The organism is Enterobacter sp. SST3, from assembly GCF_000286655.1.
Lineage (GTDB): Bacteria > Pseudomonadota > Gammaproteobacteria > Enterobacterales > Enterobacteriaceae > Enterobacter > Enterobacter roggenkampii.
In genome coordinates this window covers 154952-167051 of record NZ_ALNS01000005.1, presented here as the reverse complement: position 1 = coordinate 167051, position 12100 = coordinate 154952, and the positions used below count along the sequence as shown (strand labels likewise).

The 12100-nt window shown below is 53.3% G+C and carries 9 protein-coding genes; 6 read left to right on the top strand and 3 right to left on the bottom strand.

The window, feature by feature from the left end; genetic code table 11:
• The first annotated feature begins 14 nt into the window (after positions 1–14).
• The 6 genes from serS to B498_RS17805 all read left to right on the top strand — a co-directional run bounded on the left by serS (position 15) and on the right by B498_RS17805 (position 7534).
• Complete coding sequence (serS, locus tag B498_RS17780) at positions 15–1307, top strand: serine--tRNA ligase (protein WP_008499983.1); 1293 nt, start codon at positions 15–17, stop codon at positions 1305–1307.
• A gap of 211 nt (positions 1308–1518) precedes the next feature.
• Positions 1519–3963 (top strand): dimethylsulfoxide reductase subunit A, encoded by a 2445-nt coding sequence (gene dmsA, locus B498_RS17785; protein ID WP_008499982.1) that lies wholly within the window; start codon positions 1519–1521, stop codon positions 3961–3963.
• 10 nt (positions 3964–3973) lie between these two features.
• Positions 3974–4591, top strand: coding sequence for a DMSO/selenate family reductase complex B subunit (locus tag B498_RS17790; RefSeq protein WP_008499981.1), 618 nt, complete (start codon positions 3974–3976; stop codon positions 4589–4591).
• Position 4592: 1 nt separating this feature from the next.
• Positions 4593–5456 (top strand): dimethyl sulfoxide reductase anchor subunit family protein, encoded by an 864-nt coding sequence (locus tag B498_RS17795; RefSeq protein WP_008499980.1) that lies wholly within the window; start codon positions 4593–4595, stop codon positions 5454–5456.
• 275 nt (positions 5457–5731) lie between these two features.
• The gene (locus tag B498_RS17800; RefSeq protein WP_008499979.1) at positions 5732–6880 is read left to right on the top strand and encodes an MFS transporter; all 1149 of its coding nucleotides are present in this window, start codon (positions 5732–5734) and stop codon (positions 6878–6880) included.
• 123 nt (positions 6881–7003) lie between these two features.
• Entirely contained in the window at positions 7004–7534 is a 531-nt protein-coding gene (locus tag B498_RS17805) for an anti-virulence regulator CigR family protein (RefSeq protein ID WP_008499977.1), read from the top strand.
• Positions 7535–7569: 35 nt separating this feature from the next.
• Here the strand turns inward: B498_RS17805 and pflA are convergent, their stop codons facing one another.
• The 3 genes from pflA to focA form a co-directional block, all read right to left on the bottom strand.
• Complete coding sequence (gene pflA, locus B498_RS17810) at positions 7570–8310, bottom strand: pyruvate formate lyase 1-activating protein (RefSeq protein WP_008499976.1); 741 nt, start codon at positions 8308–8310, stop codon at positions 7570–7572.
• 203 nt (positions 8311–8513) lie between these two features.
• Positions 8514–10796, bottom strand: coding sequence for a formate C-acetyltransferase (gene pflB / locus B498_RS17815; protein WP_008499975.1), 2283 nt, complete (start codon positions 10794–10796; stop codon positions 8514–8516).
• 51 nt (positions 10797–10847) lie between these two features.
• Positions 10848–11705: a formate transporter FocA gene (focA, locus tag B498_RS17820; protein WP_008499974.1), complete on the bottom strand. Its 858-nt coding sequence runs from the start codon at positions 11703–11705 to the stop codon at positions 10848–10850.
• Between the last annotated feature and the right edge of the window lie 395 nt (positions 11706–12100).

Sequence of the window (12100 nt, the reverse complement as noted above, 5' to 3'; positions counted from 1 at the left end):
AGCACAGGATAAGCATGCTCGATCCCAATCTGCTGCGTAATGAGCCAGACGCAGTCGCTGAAAAACTGGCACGCCGGGGCTTTAAGCTGGATGTAGATAAGCTGCGCGCTCTTGAAGAGCGTCGTAAAGTACTGCAGGTACAAACTGAAAATCTGCAGGCAGAGCGTAATTCTCGATCGAAATCCATCGGCCAGGCGAAAGCGCGCGGGGAAGATATTGAGCCATTACGCCTGGAAGTGAACAAGCTGGGTGAAGAACTGGATCAGGCGAAAGCTGAACTGGATGTTCTTCAGGCCGAAATTCGTGATATTGCCCTGGCTATCCCGAATATTCCTGACGACAGCGTGCCTGTCGGCAAAGATGAAAACGACAACGTTGAAGTGAAACGCTGGGGTACGCCTCGTGAGTTTGACTTCGAGGTGCGCGATCACGTGACGCTGGGCGAAATGCACGCGGGCCTGGATTTTGCGGCTGCTGTTAAGCTGACCGGCTCTCGCTTCGTGGTAATGAAAGGCCAGATTGCCCATCTGCACCGTGCGCTGGCGCAGTTCATGCTGGATCTGCACACCGAGCAGCATGGCTACAGCGAAACCTATGTGCCGTATCTGGTCAACCACGATACGCTGTACGGTACGGGCCAGCTGCCGAAATTTGCCGGCGACCTGTTCCATACCCGTCCGCTGGACGAGGAAGCAGACAGCAGCAACTACGCGCTGATCCCAACCGCGGAAGTGCCGCTGACTAACCTCGTGCGTGATGAGATCATTGACGAAGACGACCTGCCAATCAAACTGACGGCGCACTCTCCGTGCTTCCGTTCTGAAGCAGGATCTTACGGTCGCGACACGCGCGGTCTGATCCGTATGCACCAGTTCGACAAAGTTGAGATGGTGCAGATCGTCCGTCCTGAAGAATCCATGGACGCGCTGGAAGAGATGACCGGCCACGCTGAAAAAGTGCTGGAGCTGCTGGGTCTGCCATACCGTCGTATGGCGCTGTGCACCGGTGATATGGGCTTTGGTGCCTGCAAAACCTTCGATCTGGAAGTGTGGGTACCTGCGCAGAACACCTACCGTGAGATCTCCTCCTGCTCTAACGTCTGGGATTTCCAGGCGCGCCGCATGCAGGCACGTTGCCGCAGCAAATCTGATAAGAAAACCCGTCTGGTGCATACCCTGAACGGTTCTGGCCTGGCTGTGGGCCGTACCCTGGTTGCCGTGCTGGAAAACTATCAGCAGGCAGACGGTCGTATCGAGATCCCTGAAGTGCTGCGTCCATACATGAAAGGCCAGCAGTACATCGGCTAATAATTTGTCTTAAAACAAAAAAGCGCCTCAGGGCGCTTTTTTTATGCCTTTGGTTTGATACGACGCAATAACCTCTCCCTCTAAAGTAGTAATACTCCTTCGAATGAAAGCCAGCATAAAAAGCTGATAACGATAATATTCGTTATATATAAAACTACATAGCGGTTTGCGCCGCCTCTCTTTTTTTTGTGAGCAACCAAAGTGAGTCTCTATGAAAATCAACGCGCCTGAAGCATTAATGGCTGCCGAGGTCACTCGCCGTGGGTTGATGAAAACCACGGCAATAGGCGGCCTGGCGGTAGCCAGTAGTGCCTTCACGCTCCCTTTTACCCGACTGGCGTCGGCGGCAGATGCTCTGTCTCCGGCCACTTCGCCGGAAAAAGAGGTGTGGAGTGCCTGTACCGTTAACTGCGGTAGCCGTTGTCCGCTGCGTATGCATGTGGTGGATGGCGAAATTAAATATGTCGAAACCGACAATACCGGGGACGATAACTACGAAGGGTTACATCAGGTGCGTGCGTGTTTGCGTGGTCGCTCCATGCGTCGCCGCGTCTATAATCCGGACCGCCTGAAATATCCGATGAAGCGTGTCGGTAAGCGTGGGGAAGGGAAGTTCGAGCGGATTAGCTGGGATGAGGCCTACGACATCATCGCCACCAATATGCAGCGCCTTATTAAAGAGTACGGCAACGAATCCATCTACCTGAACTACGGTACAGGGACGCTCGGCGGCACGCTGACCCGCTCCTGGCCACCGGGAAAAACGCTGGTGGCGCGCCTGATGAACTGCTGCGGCGGTTATCTCAATCACTATGGTGACTACTCTTCTGCGCAGATCGCGGCTGGCCTGAACTACACCTACGGCGGCTGGGCGGACGGCAACAGCCCGTCAGATATCGAAAACAGTAAGCTGGTCGTGCTGTTCGGTAACAACCCGGGTGAAACCCGCATGAGCGGTGGTGGAGTAACCTACTACCTCGAACAGGCTCGCGCCAAATCCAATGCCCGCATGATCATCATCGATCCGCGCTATACCGACACCGGTGCCGGACGTGAAGACGAGTGGATTCCAATACGTCCGGGTACCGATGCGGCCCTGGTCTCAGCGCTGGCGTGGGTGATGATCACCGAGAACCTCGTCGATCAGCCTTTCCTGGATAAATACTGCGTCGGCTATGACGAGAAAACCCTGCCAGCCAGCGCACCGGCAAACGGACATTACAAAGCTTACATTCTCGGTCAGGGTAGCGACGGCGTGGCAAAAACGCCGGAGTGGGCGTCCACCATCACCGGCATCCCGGCAGAGCGTATCGTTCAGCTGGCGCGTGAGATTGGCTCTGCCAAACCAGCCTACATTAGCCAGGGCTGGGGCCCGCAGCGTCATGCGAACGGTGAAATTGCGACCCGTGCCATTTCCATGCTCTCCATTCTGACCGGCAACGTCGGTATTCACGGCGGTAACACCGGCGCGCGTGAAGGCTCATATGAAGTGCCGTTTGAACGTATGCCAACGCTGGATAACCCGGTTCAGACCAGCATCTCCATGTTTATGTGGACCGATGCGATTGAACGTGGCCCGGAAATGACCGCCCTGCGCGACGGCGTGCGCGGTAAGGACAAGCTGGACGTGCCGATCAAGATGATCTGGAACTATGCCGGTAACTGTCTCATCAACCAGCACTCTGAAATCAACCGCACCCATGAAATCCTGCAGGACGACAAGAAGTGCGAGATGATTGTGGTGATCGACTGCCACATGACCTCCTCGGCAAAATATGCCGATATCCTGCTGCCGGACTGCACCGCCTCTGAGCAGATGGATTTCGCGCTGGACGCCTCCTGCGGCAACATGTCCTACGTGATCTTTACCGACCAGGCGATTAAACCGCGCTTCGAGTGCAAAACCATTTATGAGATGACCTCTGAGCTGGCGAAACGTCTAGGCGTTGAGCAGCAGTTCACCGAGGGGCGTACTCAGGAAGGGTGGATGCGCCATCTGCATGAACTCTCCCGTAAGGCGATTCCTGACCTCCCTGACTTTGATACCTTCCGCAAGCAGGGGATGTACAAACAGCGCGATCCGGAAGGACACCACGTGGCGTACAAAGCGTTCCGTGAAGATCCGCAGGCGAACCCGCTGACCACGCCGTCGGGCAAAATCGAAATCTATTCCGAAGCGCTGGCAAACATCGCCTCCACCTGGGAGCTGCCGGAAGGGGATGTTATCGATCCGCTGCCGATCTACACGCCGGGCTTTGAAAACTATAACGATCCGCTGACGGCGAAATTCCCGCTGCAGCTGACCGGCTTCCACTATAAAGCGCGTGTTCACTCCACCTACGGTAACGTCGACGTGCTGAAAGCCGCCTGCCGCCAGGAGATGTGGATCAACCCGATGGACGCGAAAGCGCGCGGCATCAGCAATGGCGATCGCGTGCGCATCTTCAACGGTCGCGGCGAGGTGCATATTGAAGCCAAAGTCACCCCACGCATGATGCCCGGCGTGGTGGCGTTAGGGGAAGGGGCCTGGTACAGCCCGGATGCCAACCGCATCGACCAGGCAGGCAGTATTAACGTACTGACCACACAGCGTCCGTCGCCGCTGGCGAAGGGTAACCCATCCCACACTAACCTTGTCCAGGTTGAAAAGGTTTAAGGAGTAACCGATGACAACTCAGTATGGATTTTTTATTGATTCCAGCCGTTGTACCGGGTGCAAAACCTGCGAGCTGGCCTGCAAAGATTACAAAGACCTGACGCCGGACGTGAGCTTCCGTCGCATCTACGAATACGCCGGGGGCGACTGGCAGGAAGATAACGGCGTCTGGCATCAGAACGTCTTTGCGTATTACCTGTCAATTGCCTGTAACCACTGTGAAGATCCCGCCTGTTCAAAAGTCTGCCCGAGCGGGGCGATGCACAAGCGCGAAGACGGTTTTGTGGTGGTGGATGAAGATGTCTGCATTGGCTGTCGCTACTGTCATATGGCCTGTCCGTACGGCGCGCCGCAGTACAACGCCGCTAAAGGCCACATGACCAAATGCGACGGCTGCCACACCCGCGTAGCGGATGGCAAAAAGCCGATTTGCGTCGAGTCCTGTCCGCTGCGCGCGCTGGACTTCGGCCCGATTGAAGAGCTGCGTCAGAAACACGGTCAGCTCGCCGCCGTGGCACCGCTGCCGTCTGCGCACTTCACGAAGCCGAGTATTGTGATTAAACCTAACGCCAACAGCCGTCCTACAGGTGACACCACCGGCTACCTGGCAAATCCGAAGGAGGTGTGAGATGGGAAGTGGATGGCATGAATGGCCGCTGATGATCTTCACGGTCTTTGGTCAGTGCGTAGCGGGCGGCTTCATTGTGCTCGCGCTGGCGTTGTTGAAAGTTCGTCTCAATGCTGAACAGCAGCAGCGCCTGGTGTTGAGTATGTTTGGCCTGTGGGTGCTGATGGGGATCGGCTTTATCGCCTCTACGCTGCACCTGGGTTCGCCGATGCGCGCGTTTAACTCCCTGAACCGCGTGGGTGCCTCATCCCTCAGTAACGAGATCGCCAGTGGCGCAATTTTCTTTGCCGTCGGTGGGCTGGGCTGGCTGCTGGCCGCTATGAAGAAGTTGCCTGCGGGTCTGCGCAGCCTGTGGCTGATTGTGACCATGGTGCTGGGCGTGGTGTTCGTGTGGATGATGATACGTGTCTATAACACCATCGATACCGTCCCCACCTGGTACAGCGTCTGGACGCCAATGAGCTTCTTCCTGACGATGTTTATCGGCGGGCCGCTGCTGGGCTACCTGCTGCTGCGCGTGGCGGGTGTCGACGGATGGGCAATGCGTCTGCTGCCCGCTGTTTCGCTGCTGGCGCTGGTAGTGAGTGCGATAGTCGCCCTGATGCAGGGTTCTGAACTGGCAACCATTCACAGCTCTATTCAGCAGGCCTCTGCCCTGGTGCCGGACTACGGTGCGCTGATGGCCTGGCGTATCGTTCTGCTGGTCGCCGCGCTGGTATTCTGGATTGCCCCTCAGCTCAAAGGATATCAGCCGGCGCTGCCGCTGCTGTCACTGGCTTTTGTGCTGGTACTGGCGGGTGAACTGATTGGTCGCGGCGTGTTCTACGGGTTGCATATGACCGTTGGTATGGCTGTCGCCAGTTAACGGTGTATTGGGTTATATCAAGCCGGGCCAGAGTGCCCGGCTTTTTCTTTTTTCGATCATGAAATTTTTCGTCTGTCGTTTTGTTTTAATTTTGCCCATTAATAAATGAAAACAGAGACATAATTAATATCTATAGCAGGCGTGGCATTAGCAGGATAAGTTTTTTAAATCGACAGGGAACATATTGTGCGAGGCGGCTAAATCAGTGGATTGACTTTGTTTTTGCCAGTGGCATGATGCGCACGAAATCTGAACTTCCTCACGGTTTTTAATCCATGACCACCTATACCCGGCCAGTGCTGCTGTTGCTCTGTGGCCTGCTTTTGTTGACCCTGGCGATCGCAGTGTTAAATACGCTCGTCCCGCTGTGGCTCGCCCATGAAAACTTACCGACCTGGCAGGTGGGTATGGTCAGCTCGTCCTTTTTTACCGGCAACCTTCTTGGAACGCTGGTGACCGGGAGCCTGATTAAGCGCTTTGGCTTTAACCGCAGCTATTATCTGGCCTCGCTGATTTTCGCCGCCGGATGTGCGGGGCTGGGCCTGATGGTCGGCTTCTGGAGCTGGATGGCATGGCGCTTTATCGCCGGTGTAGGCTGCGCGATGATTTGGGTGGTCGTTGAAAGTGCGCTGATGTGCAGCGGTACCTCCCGCAACCGCGGACGCCTGCTGGCTGCCTACATGATGGTTTACTATGTCGGCACTGTGCTGGGACAACTGATGGTGAGCAAGCTGCCAACCGACCTGATGAGCGTTCTGCCGTGGGTAACGGGCATGGTGCTGGCCGCAATCCTGCCGCTGCTCTTTACCCGCATTGTGAACCAGAATAGTGAACACCAGGAAGCAACCCACGTCTGGCCCATGCTGAGACTGCGTCAGGCGCGTCTGGGCGTTAACGGCTGCATTATCTCGGGGATTGTACTGGGCTCGCTCTATGGCCTGATGCCGCTTTATCTGAACCATCAGGGCGTCAGCGACTCCGGAATTGGCTTCTGGATGGCGGTGATGGTGAGTGCGGGTATTGTTGGACAATGGCCAATTGGCCGTCTGGCTGATCGCTTTGGCCGTCTGCTGGTGCTGCGCGTTCAGGTCTTCGTGGTGATCATGGGATGCCTCGCCATGCTCAGCAATGCCGCGATGGCACCCGCGCTGTTTATTCTTGGAGCGGCAGGTTTCACGCTTTATCCGGTCGCGATGGCGTGGGCCTGTGAGAAAGTTGAGCATCACCAGCTCGTGGCAATGAACCAGGCGCTGTTACTGAGCTATACCATCGGCAGCTTATTAGGGCCGACGTTTACCGCGATGCTGATGCAAAATTATTCCGACAATTTACTGTTTATCATGATCGCCAGCGTGTCGTTTATTTATCTCTTAATGCTTCTGCGTAAAGCGGGCGAACATCCAACGCCTGTGGCACACGCCTGATTAAATAAAAGCCTGTCATCGACAGGCTTTTTTGTCCCTGTCACATATAAGACTTTTACGTATTGTTTGTTTTTCCCGCCTGGCGATAATTCAAATGAGTTCTACCACTAAAAGGCAACAATCATGTCTATACGTCGTTTTTCCACTACCGCACTTGCCGTAGTGTTGTCTTTAACGTTTGCAACGGCTCCGGTCATGGCTAATCCTGGCAACGGGAACGGCGGTGGTCACGGAAACGGTGGCGGACAAGGTAATGGCGGCAATCATGGTAACGGGAATTCTGGTAACTCCGGTAACCATGGTAATAAGCAAAATAGCGGACAGGATAACCCTGGAAGATCGGATAAGAACTTCAAAAACAGCAAAGATGTCGGTAATGACGTTGATGCTCGCGTGAGCTTCGATCATGTCCGTCATCTGGCCGTGAATTACGGCTTAACGGGCTATAAGTCTCTGCCCCCGGGGATCGCAAAAAACCTGGCGCGCGGTAAACCACTGCCTCCGGGTATTGCGAAGAAGGCCGTTCCGGCCTCAATGCTGGACCAGCTTCCTTCCTATCCCGGCTACGAATGGCGCGTAGTGGGTGACGACCTGGTCTTAATTGCGTTGAGTACTGCGATTGTGACTTCCGTTATTAACGGCGTCTTTAAATAGAATAAAAAAGGCCCGGTTCTCACCGGGCCTTTTCTTTAATACATCACTTTGTGACCGTACTGTTCAAGAATACCTTTGACGCGTTCCATCGTCTCTTTTTTCGGCGGCTTCACGCCATCAAGCTTGTACTCTTCACCCATGGCCACCCATTTATGTTTACCCAGCTCGTGATAGGGCAGAAGCTCGATTTTCTCGACGTTGCCCATGTCGCGGGTAAATTCTCCCAGGCGGTGCGCGGAGTCGTCGTCATCTGACCAGCCAGGAACAACCACGTAGCGGATCCAGGTTTTGATGCCCTTGTCGGCAATGTATTTGGCAAACTCCAGCGTGCGGTGGTTGGAGACGCCCACCAGATTCTGGTGGATCTCATCATTCATCTGTTTGAGATCGAGCATCACCAGATCGGTCACTTCGAGCAGTTCATCAATCACCGGATCGTAGCGACGTACAAAGCCGTTGGTGTCGAGGCAGGTATGAATGCCTTCTTTATGGCAGGCGCGGAACCAGTCGCGGACAAACTCAGCCTGAAGAATGGCTTCACCGCCGGACGCGGTCACACCGCCGCCGGAGGCGTTCATAAAGTGGCGATAGGTCACCACCTCTTTCATCAGATCGTCGACGGTGACTTCTTTACCGCCGTGCGTGTCCCAGGTGTCGCGGTTATGGCAGTACAGGCAGCGCATCAGGCAGCCCTGGAAAAAGGTGATAAAGCGGATACCCGGGCCATCGACGGTGCCACAGGATTCAAAGGAGTGAATACGACCAATAGTTGACATTGCGGTGATATCTCCATCATCGGCCCGTCCGGGGCCTGTGTATGCACAGCTCAAAGCCGGCTGTGTTAAGTCTGTTTTGGCTGTTATCCATTCAGTATAGATAGCGGACAAAAGAGACTGAGGTGGAGAGGGTGCTAAAAAGGCCCCACTGACGTGGAGCCTTTATTGTACGCTTGTTAACGCGTGATTTCAGTCAATTCCACTTACATGGACTGAGTGAAAGTACGGGTGATAACGTCCTGCTGCTGTTCTTTCGTCAGGGAGTTAAAACGTACTGCGTAGCCAGATACGCGGATGGTCAGCTGAGGATATTTCTCAGGATGTTCCATCGCGTCGAGCAGCATTTCACGGTTCATGACGTTCACGTTCAGGTGCTGACCACCTTCGATGGACGCTTCGTGGTGGAAGTAACCATCCATCAGACCCGCGAGGTTAGTTTTACGCACTTCGTCGTCTTTACCCAGCGCATTTGGCACGATAGAGAAGGTGTAAGAGATACCATCTTTCGCGTAAGCAAACGGCAGTTTAGCGACAGAAGTCAGAGAGGCAACCGCACCTTTCTGGTCACGACCGTGCATTGGGTTTGCACCTGGGCCGAATGGCGCGCCAGCACGACGACCGTCTGGGGTGTTACCGGTTTTCTTACCATACACAACGTTAGAGGTGATGGTCAGAACAGACTGAGTCGGGATAGCGTTACGGTAGGTAGTCAGTTTCTGAATTTTCTTCATGAAACGTTCTACCAGGTCAACCGCCATGTCATCAACGCGAGAATCGTTGTTACCAAACTGCGGATATTCGCCTTCGATTTCGAAGTCGATAGCCAGACCGTCTTCGTCACGAATTGGTTTAACTTTCGCATATTTGATTGCAGACAGGGAGTCAGCAGCAACGGACAGACCTGCGATACCACACGCCATGGTGCGGATAACGTCACGGTCGTGCAGCGCCATCAGAGAAGCTTCGTAGCTGTACTTGTCGTGCATGTAGTGGATAACGTTCAGCGCAGTGACGTACTGTTTCGCCAGCCAGTCCATGAAGTGATCCATGCGCTCCATGACTTCGTCATAGTTCAGCACATCGCCTTTGATCGGCTCAGACTTAGGACCAACCTGCATTTTCAGTTTTTCATCAACGCCGCCGTTGATTGCGTACAGCATGGTTTTCGCCAGGTTTGCACGCGCACCGAAGAACTGCATTTGCTTACCAACAACCATTGGGCTTACGCAGCAAGCGATAGCGTAATCGTCGTTGTTGAAGTCCGGACGCATCAGGTCATCGTTCTCGTACTGCAGAGAAGAGGTGTCGATGGACACTTTAGCGGCGAATTTCTTGAAGTTCAGAGGCAGTTTTTCAGACCACAGAACGGTGATGTTCGGCTCCGGAGAAGGACCCATGGTGTACAGGGTGTTCAGGAAGCGGAAGCTGTTTTTGGTCACCAGAGTACGGCCGTCAACGCCCATACCGCCGATGGATTCAGTTGCCCAGATTGGGTCACCGGAGAACAGCTCATCGTATTCAGGGGTACGCAGGAAGCGAACCATACGCAGTTTCATGACCAGGTGGTCAATCATTTCCTGAGCGTCTTGCTCGGTTATTTTGCCTGCTTTCAGGTCACGTTCGATATAGGCATCCAGGAAGGTGGATACACGACCGAAGGACATTGCTGCGCCGTTCTGAGATTTAACTGCGGCCAGGTAGCCGAAGTAGGTCCACTGGATAGCTTCCTGAGCGTTGGTAGCAGGACCAGAGATATCGCAGCCGTATTTAGCAGCCATCTCTTTGATCTGACCCAGCGCGCGGTGCTGTTCAGCGATCTCTTCACGCAGACGGATAGTCGCTTCCAGGTTTACGCCGTTTTCCAGATCGGACTGCAGGGAAACAAACTGCGCGTACTTGTCTTTCATCAGGAAGTCGATACCGTACAGCGCAACGCGACGGTAGTCACCGATGATACGGCCACGGCCATACGCATCTGGCAGACCAGTCAGAACGCCAGATTTACGGCAGTTCAGAATGTCTTTGGTGTAAACATCGAATACGCCCTGGTTGTGGGTTTTGCGGTATTCGGTGAAGATTTTTTTCAGCATTGGGTCCAGCTCGCGGTTATACGCTTTGCAGGAACCTTCAACCATTTTAATACCACCGAACGGGATGATTGCGCGTTTCAGTGGTGCTTCAGTCTGCAGACCAACGATTTTCTCAAGGGCTTTGTTGATATAGCCAGCATCGTGAGAAGTGATGGTGGAAGCAACGGAGGTGTCAAAATCAACTGGCGCGTGAGTGCGGTTTTCCAGTTTAACGCCTTCCATTACGCTGTCCCACAGCTTGGTGGTCGCGTCAGTTGCGCCAGCCAGGAAGGATTCGTCACCTTCATACGGGGTATAGTTTTTCTGAATGAAGTCACGTACGTTTACTTCATTCTGCCAGTCACCTTTCGCAAAACCTTCCCAGGCTGTGGCTAACTTTTCATTAAGCTCGGACATGTAACACCTACCTTCTTAAGTGGATTTTTTATTTACTGCCTGAGAAAACCATCAATGATGATCGTCGCCACGCAGGTAAATGACCCAGTATGTCAACCCAACTAACAGACCCCCACCGATAATGTTCCCGATAGTGACAGGGATCAGGTTATCAGTAATGAAATTCATAATAGTCAGGTGAGAGAAACTTTCCGGGGATGAACCAACTGCGGTCCAGAACTCCGGGCTCGCAAAGTCGCGGATAACAATGCCCATTGGGATCATGAACATATTCGCGATACTGTGCTCAAAGCCGCTGGCAACGAACATCGCAACCGGCAGAACCATAATTAAGGCTTTGTCCATCAGGCTACGACCTGAGTAGCTCATCCATACAGCCAGGCAGACCATCAGGTTCGCGAGGATGCCGAGAGCAACGGCTTCGATAAATGTGTGGTGCATTTTGTGGTCGGCAGTTTGCAGGACGTTAAGGCCCCAGCCACCGTTGGCGGTCATGTACTCGCCAGAAAGCCACATCAACAAAACAAAGAGCAGACAGCCAACCAGGTTACCCACGTAAACATTAAGCCAGTTACGTGCCAGCTGACCCCAGGTAATTCTTCCGCTCGCCTTTGCCACGACAATCAGCACCGTTGAGGTGAAGAGGTCGGCGCCGCAAATAACGCAAAGAATCAGACCCAGTGAGAAACAAATGCCGCCAATCAGTTTGGCCATGCCGAAAGGCATTCCGGCAGTACCGGTAGTGGCGGTGATGTAGAAGACGAAAGCGATAGAGATGAACACACCAGCCGTGATCGCCAGATAGAACGTCTTCATCGGGTGTTTCGTTGCTTTATAGACACCTGCTTCTTCGGCAACTTTGGCCATCGCAGCAGGGAGTAAAAGATCAAAAGGGTTGTCAGCTTTCACACTAACTCTCTCTTTATTAAGTCGGCGACGAGATACTAACAAAGCATTATAGAAGAGAAATTGATATAGATCATATCTCGCCTGGCTTATAGGCCCGCAATGTGTATGGATTTACAGTAAATGCGGAGTAAGTATTTGATTATCCGTATAAAAATAAATTTTAAAAGTTATGAAAAGAGTTGAATTTTTTCGTTCGGCCACCTCTTTATCAGTTAATTAATATGGAGTATTAACCATAAAAAGTAACAGTAAAGCCCAGATCAATATTATTATATTTACCCGTGTTTAACTTTATTATTACAATCAACAATCATTGCCGAAGGAAATAAAAAAAGGGGCAATGAAATTGCCCCGTAATATAGCCCAGACGATTGAATACGCCTACTGCTGGTAAT

Excerpts from the sequence above, each read along its gene's own strand:
- serS (WP_008499983.1), top strand. The coding sequence starts at position 15 with ATGCTCGATCCCAATCTGCTGCGTAATGAGCCAGACGCAGTCGCTGAA.
- dmsA (WP_008499982.1), top strand. The coding sequence starts at position 1,519 with ATGAAAATCAACGCGCCTGAAGCATTAATGGCTGCCGAGGTCACTCGC.
- B498_RS17790 (WP_008499981.1), top strand. The coding sequence starts at position 3,974 with ATGACAACTCAGTATGGATTTTTTATTGATTCCAGCCGTTGTACCGGG.
- B498_RS17795 (WP_008499980.1), top strand. The coding sequence starts at position 4,593 with ATGGGAAGTGGATGGCATGAATGGCCGCTGATGATCTTCACGGTCTTT.
- B498_RS17800 (WP_008499979.1), top strand. The coding sequence starts at position 5,732 with ATGACCACCTATACCCGGCCAGTGCTGCTGTTGCTCTGTGGCCTGCTT.
- B498_RS17805 (WP_008499977.1), top strand. The coding sequence starts at position 7,004 with ATGTCTATACGTCGTTTTTCCACTACCGCACTTGCCGTAGTGTTGTCT.
- pflA (WP_008499976.1), bottom strand. The coding sequence starts at position 8,310 with ATGTCAACTATTGGTCGTATTCACTCCTTTGAATCCTGTGGCACCGTC.
- pflB (WP_008499975.1), bottom strand. The coding sequence starts at position 10,796 with ATGTCCGAGCTTAATGAAAAGTTAGCCACAGCCTGGGAAGGTTTTGCG.